We start from the raw sequence: 20,396 nt of genomic DNA on the forward strand, positions 1-20,396 counted from the left end.
CTGAAGCGTATGCAAGAACGCGGAAATCAGATAAAGACTACCTGCTGTTACTGCGGCGTCGGCTGCGGGGTGGTGGTCAGCAAACACCCTGGCGGGCGGCTCACGGTCGAAGGCGACAAAGACCATCCGTCTAATCGCGGACTGTTGTGCTCCAAGGGCATGAACCTGCACTACACGGTCATGGATGGGTCAGACCGGCTGTTGTATCCGCACATGCGGCTGAATCGGTCGATGCCCCTGCAACGGGTAAGCTGGGACCAGGCCCTTGACCGGACGGCGGCCGTATTCCGGTCGATTATTCAGAAACACGGGCCGGAAGCGGTCGGGTTCTACGTGTCGGGGCAGTGTCTGACCGAAGAATATTACCTGATCAATAAGCTCATCAAAGGGTTTATCGGGTCAAATAACATTGATACGAATTCGCGCCTTTGCATGAGTTCGGCCGTGGTCGGGTATAAGCTGACCCTCGGCGAAGATACCGTACCGGTCTGTTACGACGATATTGAATCGGCCGACGTATTTCTGGTCGAAGGCGCTAATCCGGCGTGGTGCCATCCGATTATCTGGCGCCGGATTGAGGCCCGCAAACAGGCGAATCCGGCGGTCAGAATCATCTGTGTGGACCCGCGCCGCACCGATACGGCCCGCTCGTCGGATCTGCACCTGCCCATCCGGCCGGGTACCGATGTGGTGCTGAACAACGCCATCGGGCGGCTGCTGACTGAGTTTAATTATCTCAACGAATCGTTCATTACGGCTCATACGGCCGGTTTTGCGGCCTTCCGTGAGCAGGTCATGCAGCGGACCGTGGCGGAGGCCGCTGAGCTGTGCGGCGTACCCGCTGCCGATATCGAAACCGCCGCGCACTGGATCGGTCAGTCGAAAGGGTTTCTGTCGTTGTGGACGATGGGCCTGAATCAGTCGGTGATCGGGGTGAACAAAAACCTGTCGCTCATTAACCTGCACCTCATAACGGGCCGGATCGGGAAACCGGGCAACGGACCATTCTCGCTCACGGGTCAGCCCAATGCCATGGGTGGCCGCGAAGTAGGGGGGCTGGCCAACATGCTGCCGGGCCACCGCGAGGTCATTAATCCGCAGCACCGGGCCGAGGTCGAAGCCTTCTGGCAAGGACCGGTAAAACTGGCCGCAACCCCTGGACTGACCGCTACCGAAATGTTTGACGCCCTGGCCGCCGACAGGTTAAAGGCGATCTGGATTGTGAACACCAACCCGATGGTGAGCCTGCCGGATGTAAACGCGGCGGAGGAAGCATTGCGCAAAAGCCGGTTTGTGGTGGTGCAGGATATATCGAACCGGGCCGATACTGTGCGGTTTGCCGACGTGGTGCTGCCGGCGGCGGGCTGGCTCGAAAAGGAAGGCACCATGACCAATGCCGAACGCCGCATTACCTACCTGCCCAAGGCGCTGGAGGCACCGGGGGAGGCGCTGCCCGATGTGGAAATCATCTGGCGGTTTGCCCGGAAAATGGGCTTCGGAGACGCTTTCCCCTACACAACGGCAGGGCAGGTGTATGACGAATACACGCAGCTGACGAAGGGTACCAACATCGACATTACCGGCGTAAACTACGGGGTGTTGCAACGGGCACGGAGCATTCAGTGGCCCTATCCGGCCGCGTCGTCCGTACCGGAGCGTGGCACGGCCCGTTTGTTTACCGACAACCGCTTTTATACGCCCACGCAACGGGCAACCATCCATGCCGTTCCGGATGGTAATGCGTCGGAGCCGACGGATGAGGATTTTCCGTTGATTCTGACCACCGGCCGTATCCGCGATCAGTGGCATACGATGACCAAAACCGGTCGGGTCACCAAACTGACGCAGCATATTCCGCAGCCGATGCTGCAGATCCATCCCGACGATGCCCGGTCGCGCGGCATCCGGGAAGGGCAGCTGGTAACGGTATCGGGGCGGCGGGGCGAGGTGCGGGTGAAAGCGCAGCTGACCGACGATGTGCGGCCGGGCCTTTGTTTCCTGCCCATGCACTGGGGCAAATTAGTGCAGGGCAACGGTGTTTCTGCCTTGCTCGAAAACCTGAACCGGGCCAATAACCTGACGAGTGCACTCATTGATCCGCGGTCCAAAGAACCGGACTTTAAGTTTGCGGCTATTCAGGTCACGCCTTACCGGAAAAAACGGGAGAAAATTGTCATTATCGGGGCTGGTTCGGCGGGGCTTGGGTTTATCAATACCTACCGCACGCTCAACACCGACGATGACATCCATGTGTTTTCCAAAGAAATTTATCCGTTCTATAACCGCGTGCTGTTGCCCGATTACATCAGCGGGGCACAATCGTGGGAGCAACTGGTCAAACTGCGGGAAGATCAGTTTGCCGAAGCCAACATCCATGTACATAAAGGGGTGAGTATTGTTCATCTGGACCGGAAAAACAAGGTGCTGGTGGATAGCAACGGGACAGAGCATACCTACGATAAACTGCTGTTAGGTACCGGCAGCAGTGCCTTTATGCCGAAAGGCGTGCCGCAACTGCCGGGGATTTTCAATATGCGGTCACGGCTGGATGCTGATTCGCTGATGCCGTTTCTGCAACCGCGTCCGGGGCAGACCGCCGGCGCTCATGCCGTGATCGTCGGCGGCGGGTTGCTGGGGCTTGAACTGGCGGCCTCCCTGCGGCAGATCAACGTCCGGGTAACGGTAATCCAGCGGATTAGCCGGTTTATGGAGCGTCAGCTCGACCCGCTGGCCAGCGAATTGCTGTACCAGGATCTGGTCGACCGCGGCATTGAGATCTACTTCAACGAAGAGGTGCAGACGTTCCGGGGCACCGACTGTCTGGAGGGAATTCAGTTGAAATCGGGCAAAAAAATTGATTGCCAGGTCGCCGTGATGGCCATTGGTACGGTTCCGAACGTTGACCTGGCCCGTCAGGCAGGACTCGACTGCAACCGGGGCGTAGTGGTTAATGATTACCTGCAAACGTCTGATCCGGACATTTTTGCCGCCGGTGAGATGGCCCAGTGGCGCGGACAGATGTGGGGCATTACGCTGGCAGCCGAGCAACAGGCGGGTATTGCCGCACAGTTTATTGCCGGCGATATTTCGCAGCCGTATACAGGGAGCGTGTCGATGAATATTCTGAAAATGGAAGGGCTGCACCTGTGTAGTATCGGTCTCCCCGAAGCCCCCGCCAACGACCCTGCTTACGAAGAAATTGTCTTTATCGACAAGGCGAAACGGTATTACAAAAAGTGCATTGTTCACCGCGACAAGCTCGTAGGGGCTATCCTGGTAGGCGACAAGAACGAGTTCGCCGAATTCCGCGACCTGATTGCCAACGGCGTTGAACTGTCCGAAAAGCGGCTTCAGCTCCTGCGGGCGAGTAAGCAGGTCGATCCGGTAGACGGTAAGCTGGTTTGTTCGTGCAACAACGTTGGTCAGGGGAATCTCGAACGGGCTATCCGGGGCGGTTGTACCGATTTTCAGCAATTGTGTCAGACCACCGGTGCCGGTACGGGTTGTGGTTCCTGCCGCCCCGAAGTCCGGAGCATCCTGCAAAAAGAAACAGAAAGGATAACAGGTATTGAGGTACCCGGGAGAGCAACATCGGTTAATTAAACGAACGGTGAAAATTGATTACGCTTGTACCGCCCCTACAGGGCGGGGGCGTAACGGGGGATTCAATGGCTGGCTACCGACGCTGCGCTGTGTGGCCCCTACAGGGCCGGCCTGCGGGAAGATGTTGGTCATCCCCGTCAGGGACCCACCAAGACCCCATCGGGGTCAAACGTCTATAACGAAGGGCAAAAACAAGACCCCATCGGGGTCAAACGTTTATAAAGATGCGTGATTATTACACCATAAAACTGAATGCACCGGCGGGGATCATTTCGCCGGGAGCTTTGCAGCAGGTACTGACGCTGGCCTATGCTGCCCACGTGCGTACGGTGCGCTTCGGCGCCCGGCAGCAACTGCTGATGACGGTACATTACGAAGACATGCGTGACCTGGAGAAAGCCCTGAAACGGCATGCCATCCGCTACGAAGTGAATACGGATCAGTTTCCGAACATCATCAGCTCCTACTGCGGCGAAGAGGTGTTCCGGACGGGGGCATGGCTTCAGGAAAGTGAATACCATACGGTGCTCGACGGCTTCGATCACCAGCCACGGCTGAAAGTCAACCTCTCGGATTCGAACCAGAGCTTTACACCGTTTTTTACCGGAAACCTCAACTTTATTGCCTCCCCCGAACCGCATTTCTGGTACCTCTACATTCGTCCGAAGCAGCAGAATACCCTTTTCCGGTGGCCGGATCTGGTGTATACGCAGGACATTGGCCGCCTGTCGAACGTCATAGAGGAGGTTATGCTGCGCGATACGGGTATGACGGAAGAACAACTGTACCGGGACGTGATGCAGGAACGGCGGTTTATTACCCAACCGGCCCTGCACGAAGTCGAACTCCCCGACTTTTCACTACCGTACTACGAAGGATTTAACCGCTACGGGCAGCGGTCGTGGCTCGGGCTGTATCGCCGCGACGAACAGTTCCCGGTTTCATTCCTGCTGGATGTCTGTGCGCTCTGCCTGCAGACACGGATTGGTGAGCTGTGCATAACGCCCTGGAAATCGTTGATCATCAAAGGCATTGAAGGGAAAGACCGGGCCGCATGGAGCTACGTGCTTGGCAAACACAACATCAATGTACGCCACGCCGCCAATGAACTGGCCTGGCAAACTGAAGATCACGACGAGGCAGGGGCAGCCATCAAACAATACATTATCCGGCAGTTTGCCCGCGATGATACCCGTACGTTCGGTCTTTGCTTCGGCATTCAGACACGCCCGAAATCGGAGGTTTTCGGGTCGGTCCTGATCCGGCGGCGGCCCCTGATCCGGATTGGTCAGCTGGCCCTCTTCAGCGTCTACGACCTGTATCATACCGACAATTTTAACCCCAATAACCGCAAATACATCCGCTTCGAAAAGGGCTTGCTGCGCATTCACCTGCCGGGGCAGATCGACCGCTTGTGCCGCAAGTACAATGCCCGCCGGATGCAGCAAACGGCAGAACCCCTCCGGCTGACGACCGAGGAGCCGGTTGTGGCCGATGTACCGCTTGTCTCCGTCCATCAGTGCCCGGCCTGTTTTACGGTCTATGATCCGCAGTTCGGGGATGTGCTGCGGGGCATTGCCCCCGGTATTGCCTTCGCCGACCTGCCCGTCAGCTACGCCTGCCCGACCTGCGACACGCCGAAAACAGCCATGGAAGCGGTGGAACTGACGAATGGGTAAATAATGCCCAAAACATATGCGAACATCCGGAGTTCATTAGTCATTATCCATGTTACATTGTCCATTAAAATTATGACGCCGACTGCCATTGCACCCGTATTTTTTGCCTTCGAAAACGATTTTGTCGATACCCTGCGCTGTATTCCGATGGTGGTACGCTATAAACTGGATACCTGTGGCATTAAGCTGAAACTGCCGGAATGGGTAAAGCTGACCGTGGACGATAAGGCGCGGCTGGCAGAACAGCCATGCTATACACCGGCGGAAATCGCCGCGTACCGGCAGGATTTGGTTGATCTGGTAGCGCGCCGGTGCCACCATCCGGTCAGTGAGCTGGGGCCGGTCGATGCGGCCTGGGAGCGTCTGGATGCTGTCCCTGACGAAATCCACGGCAAAGCGCTCGAATGGGAATGCCGTCCGCTGACGCTTGCGGAATGGCTGCAACTCGACGTATTGCAGCGGTTTGCCCTCGTCAAGCTTAGCCGTTCGGGGCATGAAGGCAAAAACTTCCCGAAAGCCATCCGCGAATTCTTTCCGGAAAGGATGTAGGGGATTACACCACATAGCCACATAGAAAAATAAAGATTTTTTATCGCTGATGTGCCCTGTGTGTCTATTTGGTATATCTCTTTGAGTATTATGTTAGCTGTCATTAACTGACTTCCTGCCACGTTACCTATATGATTTACCGCGACGGCAATTGTTCGGTGTCAACGCAGCGTTTATAACCGTCAGCCTCCGGTTTCGTATGAACTGCTTAACCTGTATTTATTCCGGCTCAGTCAGTGTTTATCGCACTTCGTCCTGAGCAGACCGGGCCGGACGAACCTTGCGTCATAAGTTTGCGGGGCTTAGGCCCCGTAAGCTGGTGACGCAAGAGCTTGCGTTGCTACGGATGTAACCCCGTCCGGGGCGCGGGAAGCAGTTTTATGAAACAACAAATTCTATGGGTACTGGTCTGGTTAACGACGCTGTACAACGCCTGGGCCGCTCCGCCGGTGACGAATGCCAACATTCGGGTGGACCAGTTCGGGTATCTGCAAAATGCCCGCAAGGTGGCGGTCATTATCAACCCGCAAGTGGGTGCCAACGCGGGACAAACCTTTACTGCCAGCACCGGCACCAATCAGTATCAGGTCCGGCGGTGGAGCGACGATGCGGTCGTTTTCAGCGGTACGCTGCAGGCCTGGAACAACGGCGCTACCCAGGCGTCGTCGGGCGATAAAGGCTGGTGGTTCGACTTTTCGATGGTCAACACCCCGGGTGCCTATTACATCTTCGACACGGGCAATAACGTGGGTTCCTACCGGTTTGATATCGGCGATCAGGTATACCGCGACGTGCTGAAAGCGGCCGTCCGGACGTATTATTACCAGCGGATCAACTTCGCGAAAGTAGCCCCCTACACGGATCCGAAATGGGCCGATGCGGCTACCCACGAATGGCCGGGACAGGATCGGGAAGCCAGAAGTGCAAAGGATAAAACCAACGCCCGTACGGCCAAAGATCTGCACGGCGGCTGGATGGATGCCGGCGACATGAACAAATACGTGACATTTGCCGAAGAGCCGGTAGCCCTGCTGCTGGAAGCCTACCGCCTCAATCCGGCTGTATTCGGGGATGATTTTAACATTCCGGAATCCGGAAACGGGGTGCCGGATATTCTGGACGAGGTGAAATACGAACTGGAGTTCATCAAACGGATGCAGGATGCTACCGGTACGGACGGCCTGTTGCTGAAAGTCGGGGTCGATACCTGGGATGAATTTGATCGTATCGGAGGCTTACCGCCGAGTGCCGATAAGCGGCCTCGATACTACCTGCCGGAATGTACGTCGTCGACGTTGTCGGGGGCAGCGATGTTTGCGGTGGGAGCGGCGGTGTACCGTCAGATTCCGTCGCAGGTAGCTTACGCCCAGGACCTGCTGGCCCGCGCTGAACGGGCGTTTGCCAGGGCACGGGCGACGACAAACTACTTCTCGACGTTCGACACAAATTGCGACGATCTGGATATTCGCGCCGGAGATGCCGATAAACCCATCGCCATTCAGAAACAATCGGCGGTGGTAGCGGCCGTTTATCTGTTTGAGGTAACGGGCAAGGCAGAATACAAGTCGTTTATCGACAACAACTACAACCAGATTCAGCCGATGGCGAATGAATGGTGGGGGCCTTACCTGATGCATGTGCATGCGGCTTTGCTGCGGTATGCGGCCAATCCGCAGGCTACGCCGGCCGTGGCCAATGCCATCCGCGCGATGAAGAGCCAGCAGAACGGGGTGCTGTCGATCAATGACTACACCGCCAAAGCGGATCTGTACCGCGCGTACATGAAAGACGATCAGTACCACTGGGGCAGTAACCAGGTGCGTGGCAACGTCGGAATGGCAAACCTCGACTTTGTAAACTTCGGGATCAACCCGCGCCAGAAAGCGTTGTACCGGGAGGTTGCCGGGGAATACCTGCACTGGTTCCACGGGGTGAATGCGCAGGGGAAAGTGATGCTCTCGAACATGGGGGCCTATGGCGCCGAAGACTCGATGGATGAGATTTACCATACGTGGTTTCAGGACGGCACCGATTGGGATAATGCAAAAACATCGCCGAAAGGACCGGCTCCGGGCTATGTGCCGGGCGGCCCGAACAAGCTCGACGAGTATAACGGCACGGAAGGTTACCTGCGTACCGAACCCTTGCAGAAACGGTACAAGGACTGGAACGGCGGATTTCCGGAAAATTCATGGTTTCTGACCGAAGTCGCGATTTACAACCAGGCACCGTATGTGAGTCTGCTGAGCCGGATGATGATTCCGACCTCCGATCCGAATGATACCGAACCACCAACCACACCGACTAATCTGGTGGCATCGGGCTTGTCGCCGTATTCGGTAAAGCTAACCTGGAACGGGTCGACCGATAACCGCGGCGTAACGGCCTATGAGGTGTATCAGAACGGGGTCCGCATTGACGAGACGCCGGACCTGTTCCTGAACCTGAACTCCCTGTCGCCGGGCAACAGCTATACGTTTGTGGTAAAGGCGGTTGACTTCTCGGCTAACCGGTCGGAAGCCAGCAACGTAGTGATTGTCAATACGCCGTCGCCGAGTCCGAACGATTTTGTGGTGTATGGCGATGCCTACAAGAGCACCATCGCTCCGTGGTCGTGGAATACGACCGACAACCCGAACAACACCAGTCCGGTCAAATCGGGGCAGAAATCGATCCGTGCCGACGTGACTCAGGCATGGGGCGCCCTGAGCCTCCGCAACAGTGAGATCATCAACACGGCCTACTATCCGGGCGGTCTCCAGTTCTGGTTCTACGGGTCGGAAAAGGGCGTTCGGGTATCCATCCATACTACCGAAACCGCACCGGCCTCAGACACGTACCGGATTCCGGCCGAACCGGAGATGTGGACACTGATCCGGATTCCATGGACCGAATTCGGCAACCCGACGCAGATTCAGCGGATTTCCATCGGCGATGCATCGGGGGGGGGCCAAACGTTCTACCTCGATGATATCCGGCTGGTAGCCGGTCCGGATACGCCGGATACGCAGGCCCCCACCGCTCCGGCCAATCTGACAGCCACCAACATTACCCAGACCAGCATGCGCCTGGCCTGGGATGCCGCGACCGATAATACCGGTGCCGTAACGTATACCGTACTCCGGAGCGGGGCGGTTATCCTGAGCGGCCTGACCAGTACGTCCGTCGACCTGACCGGTCTGACCTGCAACAGCCTGCACGAACTGGCTATTCAGGCTAAAGACCCGTCGGGCAACCTGTCGCCGAAGAGCAACACCATCTGGATCATGTCGGCGAGCTGCTACGACGGTCAGGCACCGACTGTGCCAACCAGTCTGGCGGTCAGCAACATCACCACCACCGGTCTGACCCTGACCTGGACGGCCTCGACGGATAACGTGGCGGTGACGGGCTATGAAGTGTACCGGAACGGTACGCTCATTGCCGATAATGTGTCGGGGACCACCCTGGGCGTCAATGGCCTGACCTGCAACACGGCCTATGCCTTTACCGTCCGGGCCAAAGACGGAGCGGGTAACCGTTCGGCGCTGAGCAATCCGGTGAGTGCCACCACAACAGCCTGTGCGCAGGCGGACACTCAGGCACCGACTGTGCCAACGAATCTGGTGGCTACTAACATCACAAGTACCGGTCTGACGCTGACCTGGAACGCATCGGCCGATAACATTGGGGTAGTGGCCTATGAGGTGTACCAGAACGGCGTCCTGCTGAACGGAAACGTAACAGGTACCTCGCTGGCGGTCAATAACCTGACCTGCGGAACAGCCTATCCGTTTACGGTACTGGCGAAGGATGCAGCGGGCAACAAGTCGGCCCAAAGCGCGGCGGTATCGGCGACAACGCCGGTTTGTCCGCCACTGCCGCCGACGGGCAGCGAAGTGATTTACGACGAAGTGCTGAACAGCAGCTGGCAGGAGTGGGGCTGGTCGGTAACGACCAACTATGCCAATGCCAGTCCGGTGAAGGTGGCGCAGAAATCGCTGGCTATTCAGTATGCCGAGGGTTGGGGCGGCTGGGCCATTACCCGCGCAACACCGTATGTGCCAACGCCGAATACCACCATCCGGTTCTGGGTGTATGCCACGACGAACAAGACGCTGGGCGTCTGTACAGCCTCCGAAAACGAAAGCGGATTCAGCCCGTATGTGTCGTTTAAACCAACGCCGAACACCTGGCAGGAAGTGGTTGTAACGATGCCGCAACTGGTTAATCCGGCCCGTATCAAGCGGTTGGTAATTCAGACACAGGAGTCGGGAGCGAACCTGATTTACGTGGACAATGTCCGTTTTGAAGGATCATTCAACGCGTCAGTGAGCAACGTGACGCCTGTCGGTCTTCGCCTGAACTGGGGCGCGGTCGAACAGGCAGCGACGTATGCCGTGTATCAGAACGAGGTGCCGGTGAATGCGAACGTGTCGGGTACGCAGCTCGACGTGACGGGCCTTACCTGCGGTACGGGCTATACCTACTCGGTCGTAGCGAAAAATGCCGCCGGTACCGTGCTGGCAACGAGTGTGCCGGTGAGCGCCACCACCGCGTTCTGCGCCGGTTCGTCGTCGGTTGAGATGATTTACGACGAGGCCTTTAATACGGCCGGTTGGGACGATTATTCGTGGGGGCTGACCAAAAATTACGCCAGCACAACGACCGTGAAAGCAGGCCAGAAATCGGCCGCGCTGACCTTTGAGGGATGGGGTGCCTGGTCGATTTTCCGCAAAACGGCCCTGCCGGTTACGTCGCAGACCACAATCCGGTTCTGGATCTACGCGACTACCAATAAAACGCTGGCACTGACCACCTACGCCGAAAATGACAGCCAGGCGAGCCGTACGCTGAACCTGACGCCAACGCCGAACATCTGGCAGGAGGTAGTCGTAACGATGCCACAACTGGGCAACCCGACGCGCATAAAGCGGCTGGTGATCAATCTGCCGACGTCCGGCCCGAATCCGGTGTTTCTGGATAATGTCCGGATCGAGACCCCGAACGGGTCCGCACGGGAGGCCGCATCGCCGGAAACCGGCCCGGCCGGTCGTCTGATGGTTTCGCCGAATCCGGCGGATGGTCCGGTGCGGGTGCAGGTAACGACAACGGCCGTTGAGGCGGGCGGCTTTACGCTGGTTTCGCAGAACGGTACGCCGGTGATGACCGAAAACCGGCCGGTGGCGGCCGCCGAACACGAGTGGATGCCGGATGTCAGCAAACTGGCACCGGGCCTGTACATCGTACAGTGGCAATCGGCCACCCAACGCCTGACGGGCCGGCTGATGGTGATCCGTTAACGGTAAGGCAGCACCGGCCCGGAAAACAGGCCGGTGCTGTATTTTTCAGGATTCAGATAGGGGTACTGTTCTGATTACCTGTCATTAAAAAACAACAACCTGATGAAAACAACAATGCCATGCATCGAATACAAATACTGATCCTGATGATGGCCTGCGGCGTACTGCCAGGGATGGGGCAGCCGCAGCCACAAGGAACCCTCAAAAACTGGCCTTTAACCATACAGGCGGGTTTTCACGTACTGGCTATGCCCCTGCAACAACTGGACGGCGCTTTTGCCAATCCGGGCCTGAGTCTGGGGACCGAATTAAAAATAGGCCGTAAAGGGACATTTGTCCAGTCTGTGCAGGCGGGGTTTTACCGGAACCTGTATGCGGGCGACGGGGCCTTTGTCTGGACCCAAACCGGCTGGCAGCCTCATGTCGGGCCCGTATATCTGGGGCTGAAAGCAGGCCTTGGCTGGCAGTACAGCTTTCATCCCAACAAAACACTTGCCTTTGAGGGCGGTGAGTGGCGTGGATCAAACAGCGCCGGAAAAGGGATGCTCTGTATTCCGCTGGGTGCTACGCTGGGGCTCAATTATACCAAAGCCATTGCGCCGTTTATCGGCTATCAGTTTATTGTTCTGACGAATTATAATCCATCCGTTCCGCTCGTACCGACACAACAGCTACAGGCCGGCCTCCGGATTCAGTTAAACGGGTTGTAAATAATTGCTATAAAGCGGACTGTGTGACTTATAGCCCCCGCTTCGCCAGTCTGCCTAAAGGAGGCAGGCCGGGGCTGAATCCCGCCTTTGGAGGTGGTTGGGCTAAGAACCGCGCGTATAGATTACTCAGGTAGAAAGGAACGCATGCCAAACGTTGAAACAACAGATACAGATGAAAAAAAGATATGTCATTTTCGCCGGATTGATGGCCCTGCACATGGCCTGTGAACCGGTTGATCAGCAGGTGGCGACGGCGGGCTGTCAGGAGACTACGCCCGTCAATCAGGCATACAGCAAGGGGGATGCCCTCCGGCAACTGCTCGACAAATATACCCGAAACGGATTGCCGGGTATTGCCGTTGCCGTGTACACCCCGGCCGAAGGCTACTGGACCGGGGCCTCGGGATATGCAAACCTTGAATCAAAAACGAAGATGCTGGGCTGTCACCTGCAATTCGGGCAGAGTGTAGCCAAGCTATACATGGCAACCACCGTTATGAAACTGGTTGATGAAGGTAAACTGGTACTGGATAGCCCGGTAAGCCGGTATTTGCCGGAAAACATAGCCAAAAAACTGACCAATCCGGAGAAGGTGACCGTACGGATGTTGTTAAACCATACGTCAGGTGTGCCGGATTATACCGAAAATACCGCCTATGTGGCGTCAGTTTTACAGAACCCGCTCAAACAATACACGACAGATGACTTGCTGAATTACATGACCGGGGTGTCCTCAACGGCCACGCCGGGGGCTTTTGTCCGCTATTCAAACAGCAATTACCTGTTGCTGGCACTGATGACCGACTATGTAGGGGGCAACCACGTCCGGCTATTGCAGGACCGTATTCTGACTCCGCTTGATGCACGCCAAACCTTTTACCACAACTCAGCCACCTATCTGGAACAGCCAACGCTGGTCGATAGCTACTTTGACCGGTTTGGGGACGGGAAACTGGAAAATATCACGCAGATGCAGCGGGCTAACGTCGCCTCTATGTATGGCGATGACGGTATCATTGCCTCCCCGACGGACTACCTTAAATTCCTGCGCGGCTTGCTGGAAGGGAAACTGGTCAGCACCGGAAGTCTGAAGGAAATGACAACCTGGTATAACGACAAGGAGGGTAAACCGGCGTACGGACTGGGCCTGGAAAAAACAACTGTGGCGGGGCAGGAAGCCTACGGCCATGGGGGCGCGGGCATCGGGGCGGGCTGTGCCCTGTATTATTTGCCGGAGAAAAAAACATATCTCTTTATTGGCATCAACCTCGGTGTGCTCACCGACGGACCCTACGTGCGCCTGGCCGATGAGCTGACTAAAGAACTGGTAACATTGCTGTAAAAACGGGAGATGACCCTTTTGTACGAATCAGCTCCCGACGGCCTGCCTACCGTTTCAGCAACCGGACACTTGCCTGTTGGCCGGGCGTTTGTACCTGGAGTAGATAAACGCCCGGCAAACTGCCGACCGGCATCGTTACCCGTTGCCGGAGCGTTGCCTGATTAAGCTGCTGCTGGCTGACCACCTGCCCCTGCATCGTTACGATCCGTATCTGAACAGGCTGACCGGTTGCACCGGTGATGTCGAAAACCGCCCGGGAATCTGCAACGGGGTTTTCCAGGACAGTCACCGTGAGGGAGGCTGACTCCGGCGAGGCTGCCCCCCGGCCGGTGCAATAATTCCGGAAAGGAAACGACCGGGAAACGAAAACGTCGTTTTGCCGGGCAAACAATGTGACCGGCTGGCTGTTTGGGTCGAGGCGGACGCCCGGGTCGAGGAACTGCACCGGATTGCCCGTCCAGGGGGTAACGCCGATGGCCATGAACTGGACCGGGGTCCCGTTGCCACCGCTTGTCCGGAACGTCAGCTGACCGGTCGTGCAGTCGTAGAGCGGGTCAAGCAGTTGCAGCGGTGCGGCACCGGCTTCCGGCAATACCTGAATTATAACCGGCAGCGTTGCCGAAGCACCTTGCGGATCCGTTGCGGTAAAGGTCCCGAAAAACCGGCCGGAGAGTGTCGGTGTGCCCGCAATGACCCAATCCGACAAGGTTAAGCCTTGTGGTAAACCGGCCGCTGTCAGCGATAACTGATTGCCTTCGGGATCCGTTACCAGACCTGGCTGAAGACGATAGGAAACCGGCTGACCCACCCGGGCGGTCAGTTCCGGGAGGCTGCCGGAAAAAAACGGTGCCTGATTGCCGCCATTGCACAGTGTTTTAAAGTCAAATACGTGCGAGACGATGCGGTCGTTTTGGCGGGCAAAGATAGTAACCGGCTGACTGTTGGGGTCAAGCCGTACGCCGGGCTCAACGGTAGCGGTTGTACTGGTCGTCCAGGGGGTAACGCCAATCGCCATAAACTGCACCGGGAACCCATTTCCGCCGGTTGTCCGGAAGGTCAGCTTGCCGGTCGTGCAATCGTAGGCGGGTGGCCGCAACCGGAGCGGAACGTCGCTGAGGCTAACAACCCAGTAGTCGCTTTGGCCGTGATTGCCCGTCACATCGCCATCGGTCGAATTGGAGTAGCCGGTCAGCAAATACTGTCCGTTCGGGTCCTGTGTCCCAGTCAGAAAACCATCATTACCGCTGCCGCCCAGCGTTTTTTGCCACAGGATTTCACCGCTCCCGTTTAGCTTGATCACCCACGCATCCGTCCCGCCGTGATTGCCCGTCCCGTCGCCATTGGCAGAGGCCGTTGTGCCGGCAATGAGCAGCTCACCACCCGGCGTACTGATGACCGACGACGCGATGTCATCGCCCGAACCGCCCAGTGTTTTCTGCCAGACCAGATTGCCGTCCTTGTTGACCTTAAAAACCCAGGCATCTTTGCCGCCGTGGTTGCCCGTTACGTCGCCGTTTGTTGAGGTCGTGTAACCCGCCACCACAAACCCGCCATCGCCGGTGGCCACGGCCGAATACGCAATGTCATCGCCGCTGCCGCCAACGGATTTCAGCCAGTAGAAGTCGCCCGTTCCAAGGCGTTTCAGCCAGACATCATAACCGCCCCGGTTATTGGCCGATGGGGTGGACGAATCCCACGAAAAGCCGGTTGAGTTTCCTTTGCCAACAGCCAGGTACCCGCCAGCCGGTGCCGCTGTAATACCATAGGCCTGATCATCTCCGCGCCCTCCCGGCCACGTACCGGTGCCGGTCCGCGTACCCGCTTCATTAAACGAGTTGGTATAAAAATCATTCCCGCTCTGGCATCCGCCACAGTAATACGACCCGGCAACGATATAGCCGCCGTTCGGGTCCTGCATGATTGCATAGGCGGCATTCCATCGGCCGCTGTCGATATATTGCTTCCAGATAAGGTCGCCCGTGCTGCTGAATTTCATCAGCCAGAGAAAGCTGTAATAGCCGCCGTACATCACGTTGAAGCCGACCATGTCGCCGTCAACGGAGTTGGTGGTACCGGTGATCACAAAGGTGCCGTCGGGCCCGGCGGTGATGGCATGAACGTGATCATATTTTGAGCCGCTGATGGTTTTTTTCCAGACCAGGGTTCCGGTTGTGGTTAGTTTCGCCAGCCAGACATCCAGGCTATTGTTGTTATTGCTGCCCATATCGCCGTCGCCCGACAGCGTATTGCCGGCGATGATATATCCGTCGGCAACGGCCAGTACGGCGGTCGCTGAATCGTTCTGGCTGCCGCCAAAGGATTGCTGCCAGTTTATCGTCTGGGCACCGGCAACGAAAACGGCACTACTCCAGAGCAGGATAAACGAAAAAAGTTTCTTTAAACGCTTCATGATTTTTTGGGATTAGAGAGTGGTTTGCCAAAGGTGATAGCGATCGCGATAGACCTGAATGCTCCCGTCTTCGTCGAGGTCGATCAGGTTATAGGTCATGACTACCGGGATTGTTTTCGGTAACGGAATCGTACGCGGCACGGCATTGGCCGGACAGGCCTTCATATACGATGCGGTAAACGCCGGTTTGCCAAGCAGCTGGTTGGCGAGTTCAACCGGCTTTTCGACACGGATGCAGCCATGGCTCAGAAAGCGGTTGGCGGTAGCAAACAGGTTTCGGGCGTTGGTATCGTGCAGGTAAATGTCATAAGGATCATTGACGTTGAATTTCATCAGACCCAGTGCGTTGTCGCAGCCTGTTGCCTGGCGTAACCGGTAAGGGAAGGCCGTCGCCGGAACGGACCAGTTCACCGTCGCCGGATCAACCGGCTTCCCCCGGGCGTCGATTACCTGTAGTTTCATCGCCTCCAGTTGCGCTAACGGGTTCTTGCGGACAGCAGGCAGAATTTCCCGGATCAGAATGGATTTCGGAATAGTCCAGTATGGGTACATAACAATGCCCGTCACAACCGCCGTAAACAGGGGTGTGGGCGTAGCGGGCTTTCCGACAATGACACGGCTGCTCAGGACGGGCTTACCCGATCGGTCGAACACCCGCAGCGTAGCAGACGGCAGATTGACAACAATACACTGACCGGTTGAGAACCGGTTCAGCCAGCGATACGTATTCAGGGTTTCGCGGATTTTAGCCATCGTCAGGGAGTCTGCCATGTAATCATCTGTGAGGCACTGCATGCAGTATTCTTTCAGCAGTTGATACGCCTGATTCTTTGATTCGAGTGAGTCGAGCAACGGACACCAGTCGCCGCCGCGCAGAAAGGATGCGGTTAGCCGGTTGATGCGAACGCTGTCGATGTGTTCAGGTGCGCCGGTAAATCCCACATTCCGCGGCTTACGGCCATAGACAATTTCCGTGAAAAGCAGCTTGAGGCACAGCGGGTCCGGCGAAACGCACACGCTGTCGGTTCCGATGACGGAGGCATAGTGGCGGAGCCGGTTCAGGTCATCGGCTGATTGGGCAACAGCCGGCAGCCGGAGCAGTAAAGCGACAAACAAGACGATGCAGTAACGCACAGGAAATGATTGGTTTATGTATACGCAAAGGTGTAGAGAGTTTATCAAATTGTGGGTGATATTGGTTACAGGATAACCTGACGGGTATCATATACAGCATGCCGGTGGTATGCTATACCGACATCCTGCTGTGCCGCGCAGAGGCTATGGTCATGCCCTGGGGAGGCTTTTACGGTGAATGGCATATGGTTAGGTTTCGGGGCAACCACGAAGCCGGAAAGCCGCACGAAATATTGATTCTGCCACGAAGTCAGGAGGGGGCACAACGGTATTTTTACCCTTTGTACCGCTTTAGTTTTTATTGACTTTGTGGTTAACCATATGAAGAACATAAAAACCGGTCTGGTCTTATGGTTGGTGGCGGTGAACCTGGCTGCTTTAGGGCAAGGGCCGGATAAGGTCGTGCCGCAGGCTGTTATGGAGCGCATCTATAACGAGGTCAGGACTCCCTACAAATACGGCATTGTGCTGCCACAACCCGATCAGGGGCGCATGGTCGATAGCCCGACGATCTACCGGAAAGAGGATACCTGGTTTATGTCGTACATCATTTTTGACGGCAAAGGCTATGAAACCTGGCTGGCCCGAAGCGACGATTTGCTGCACTGGCAAACGGCCGGGAAACTGATGTCATTTACGGACACCGGCTGGGATGCCACCCAGAAAGCCGGTTATGTCTCCCTGATCGATACGGATTGGGGCGGTTCGTATGCGCCCGGACGCTACAACGGCAACTACTGGCTATCGTATCTCGGCGGCTCCGAAAAAGGCTATGAAGCGGGGCGGCTGGGTGTTGGTATCGCCACAACCGCCGACCTGACGAAAGCCGTAGAGGCAGACCGGAAACCCGGGCCGGTGTTGTCGGCTATTGATCCGGATGCCCGGCCGTATGACAACAATACAATTTATAAAAGCCTTATTATCCGCGACAAAGAGCAGAAGACAGGCTACCCGTTTGTGATGTATTACAATGCCAAAGGCGACGAAAAGGATGTAAAGGGCAACCGGTTTGAAAGCATTGCCATGGCCGTTTCGACCGATATGGTAACCTGGAAACGCCTCGGACAGGAACCCCTGATTAGCCGGCGAACCGGTATTTGCGGCGATGCCCAGATCGCGAAAATCGGTAATGTGTATGTCATGTTCTACTTTGGCGCTTTCTGGAAGCCCGGCGCTTTTGACCGGTTCGCCTGTTCCTATGACCTGATGCACTGGACCGACTGGCAAGGGCCGGACCTGATTGCGCCTTCGGAACCTTTCGACAAAACCTATGCCCACAAGCCATGGGTAATCAAGTGGAACGGCGTGGTCTACCACTTCTACAATGCGGTGGGTAGCAACGGACGGGTCATTGCCGTGGCAACGTCAACAGATGTAGGTAAAAGCGATATCAGGGATAAATAGCCTTTTGTTGTCTTTTGGACAGCCCCTGAGGAAGATGAACTAATCTTGATTTCGTATGGATGTACGAACTTACGGATTGCCCGGTCTCCGGTTGTCCGCCAACGTTAACCCTGCCTGAACATGACAAATTTCCCGACAAAACAGCTCTTTACGGCCCTCACCGCATTTGGCCTGACGGCCCATGCACAACCCTTGCCGCTGGCGCAACGCTTCGAACCGGTCGGCTTTGCCCAAGTGTCTATCAAGGACCAGTTCTGGACCCCTAAGATGGAAAAGGTGGCCACGGCAACACTGAAAGCCTGCATTGTGCAGACCGAAGAAAAAACCGGCCGCATCCGTAATTTCGAAAAAGTAGCCCGCTGCCTGGCAACGCAGCAACCCGAAAAACACGAGGGCATTTACTACGACGACAGCGATGTCTATAAGGCGATTGAAGCCATGGCGTATTCGCTCAAAAACCGCCCTGACCCGTATGTACAGCAAAAAGCCGATGACTGGATTGATAAAATTGCGGCGGCTCAGCTGAAAGACGGTTACCTGAACACATACTACACGCTGACCGGCCTCAACAAACGGTGGACCGACATGGAGCGGCATGAGGATTACTGCGCCGGTCACCTGATCGAAGCGGCAGTGGCCTACTACAACACCACCGGCAAACGGAAGCTGCTGGATGTGGCCATTCGGTTTGCCGACCACATCGACCAGACGTTTCGTGTGCCGGACCGCCCATGGGTAAGCGGCCACCAGGAAATCGAACTGGCCCTGATGCGGTTATACCACCTGACCAACGAAGAGCGTTACCTGAAACTGGCCGACTGGTTTCTGGCGCAGCGCGGACGGGGGTACGGGAAAGGGAAAATCTGGGACGACTGGAAAAATCCGAAATACTGCCAGGACGATGTGCCGGTAAAAGACCAGAAAGAGATTACGGGGCATGCCGTACGGGCAATGTACCAGTACACGGGGGCGGCCGACGTGGCGGCGGCGACCAACGATCAGGGCTACCTGAAGGCCATGACTACGGTTTGGGAAGATGTGGTCCACCGCAATATGTACCTGACCGGCGGGATCGGTTCGTCGGGGCATAACGAAGGGTTCACCGAAGACTTTGACCTGCCCAATGAGTCGGCCTACTGCGAGACCTGCGCGTCGGTCGGAATGGTGTTCTGGAACCAGCGCATGAACCTGCTGACGGGCGAAAGCAAATACATCGACGTGCTGGAGCGGAGCCTCTACAACGGAGCGCTCGACGGCCTGAGCCTGAGCGGCGACCGCTTCTTTTACGGCAACCCGCTGGCATCGGCCGGCAATAACGAACGGCGCGAGTGGTTTGGTACCGCCTGCTGTCCGTCGAACATTGCCCGGCTGGTCGCATCGCTCGGCGATTATATTTACGGGCGTTCAGAAAACGGCATCTGGGTCAACCTGTTTGTGGCCAGCAGTACCACGCTGAACATCGGGAAGGTGGCGGTGCCATTCCGGATGGAGACCGGGTATCCGTGGACGGGGACGGTAAAACTGACGGCTGATCCGGCGAAAAAAGTGGCTTATGCGCTGCACGTGCGGCTGCCGGGCTGGGCGCAGAACACACCGGCACCGGGGAATCTGTATCAGTTTACGGCCCCACCGTCGTCCGGGGTTCAGGTGCTGCTCAACGGTAAGCCGGTGGCGTATCGCGAAGAGAAAGGCTACATCGTGCTGGACCGTACCTGGCAAAAAGGCGATGTGGTCGAGGTGAGCCTGCCGATGGAGGTTCGTCAGGTGGTGGCCCGCCGGGAGGTAAAAGCCGATGAGGGCCGGATAGCCTTGCAGCGGGGGCCGCTGGTGTATTGTGTCGAAGGCGTAGATAACGGCGGTCGTGCCTGGAACCTGCTCGTGCCGTCGAACGCGACCTTCGCGACGGCCCCGCATCAGGTGCTCGATGAGCCGGTAACGGCCATTCAGGCCAATATCGCCGTGCTCGAACCCGCTCCTGACGGCAAAAGCATTGTGAATACCCCGAAAACGATCACCGCCATTCCGTACTATGCGTGGGCCAACCGTGGCAAAAGCCAGATGCAGGTCTGGTTGCCGACGAAAATCAAGGAGGTTAAGGTAACGGAGTAAGGCCTGCGGCTTCTTTCCGGTTCAGGATGGGTATACCTTCCAGGATGTTCAGAACATCCTGGAAGGTATACCCATCCTGTTTTAATATGTTTTCAATTTCGTAATAAATCACCCTTTATTGTTAACGCATCCATAAAAAACGGTTAATACTGGGGTCACGTTTGGCCTGTCTCT

At 56.7% G+C, this 20,396-nt stretch carries 10 protein-coding genes; 8 read left to right on the top strand and 2 right to left on the bottom strand.

What is annotated here, in order from left to right; translation table 11 throughout:
- Positions 1–9: 9 nt before the first annotated feature.
- The 6 genes from BLX24_RS01175 to BLX24_RS01200 all read left to right on the top strand — a co-directional run bounded on the left by BLX24_RS01175 (position 10) and on the right by BLX24_RS01200 (position 13,165).
- Positions 10–3,603 (top strand): nitrate reductase, encoded by a 3,594-nt coding sequence (locus tag BLX24_RS01175; protein WP_071501248.1) that lies wholly within the window; start codon positions 10–12, stop codon positions 3,601–3,603.
- Between the two features lie 224 nt (positions 3,604–3,827).
- Complete coding sequence (locus BLX24_RS01180) at positions 3,828–5,282, top strand: rubredoxin domain-containing protein (RefSeq protein WP_071501249.1); 1,455 nt, start codon at positions 3,828–3,830, stop codon at positions 5,280–5,282.
- Positions 5,283–5,354: 72 nt separating this feature from the next.
- Positions 5,355–5,831, top strand: coding sequence for a nitrate reductase associated protein (locus BLX24_RS01185; protein WP_071501763.1), 477 nt, complete (start codon positions 5,355–5,357; stop codon positions 5,829–5,831).
- Between the two features lie 380 nt (positions 5,832–6,211).
- A complete protein-coding gene (locus BLX24_RS33990) occupies positions 6,212–11,113 on the top strand; it encodes a glycoside hydrolase family 9 protein (protein ID WP_071501250.1) in 4,902 nt (1,633 codons plus the stop codon).
- A gap of 119 nt (positions 11,114–11,232) precedes the next feature.
- Positions 11,233–11,823 carry a hypothetical protein gene (locus BLX24_RS01195; RefSeq protein ID WP_143092536.1) on the top strand — a complete coding sequence of 197 codons (591 nt, stop codon included), beginning with the start codon at positions 11,233–11,235 and terminating at the stop codon, positions 11,821–11,823.
- A gap of 172 nt (positions 11,824–11,995) precedes the next feature.
- Positions 11,996–13,165: a serine hydrolase domain-containing protein gene (locus BLX24_RS01200; protein WP_083421742.1), complete on the top strand. Its 1,170-nt coding sequence runs from the start codon at positions 11,996–11,998 to the stop codon at positions 13,163–13,165.
- Between the two features lie 46 nt (positions 13,166–13,211).
- On the opposite strand, the gene BLX24_RS01205 is transcribed toward BLX24_RS01200, so the two are convergent.
- Positions 13,212–15,575 carry a T9SS type A sorting domain-containing protein gene (locus BLX24_RS01205; protein ID WP_071501252.1) on the bottom strand — a complete coding sequence of 788 codons (2,364 nt, stop codon included), beginning with the start codon at positions 15,573–15,575 and terminating at the stop codon, positions 13,212–13,214.
- A gap of 12 nt (positions 15,576–15,587) precedes the next feature.
- Positions 15,588–16,709, bottom strand: coding sequence for a L,D-transpeptidase family protein (locus tag BLX24_RS01210; protein ID WP_071501253.1), 1,122 nt, complete (start codon positions 16,707–16,709; stop codon positions 15,588–15,590).
- 321 nt (positions 16,710–17,030) lie between these two features.
- Here BLX24_RS01210 and BLX24_RS01220 point away from each other — a divergent pair, with 321 nt between their 5' ends.
- Together BLX24_RS01220 and BLX24_RS01225 are read left to right on the top strand one after the other, a co-directional pair.
- Positions 17,031–18,113 (top strand): glycoside hydrolase family protein, encoded by a 1,083-nt coding sequence (locus BLX24_RS01220; RefSeq protein WP_071501255.1) that lies wholly within the window; start codon positions 17,031–17,033, stop codon positions 18,111–18,113.
- A gap of 120 nt (positions 18,114–18,233) precedes the next feature.
- Entirely contained in the window at positions 18,234–20,222 is a 1,989-nt protein-coding gene (locus BLX24_RS01225) for a glycoside hydrolase family 127 protein (protein WP_071501256.1), read from the top strand.
- The last annotated feature ends 174 nt before the right edge of the window (positions 20,223–20,396 follow it).

The organism is Arsenicibacter rosenii, from assembly GCF_001870735.1.
Lineage (GTDB): Bacteria > Bacteroidota > Bacteroidia > Cytophagales > Spirosomataceae > Arsenicibacter > Arsenicibacter rosenii.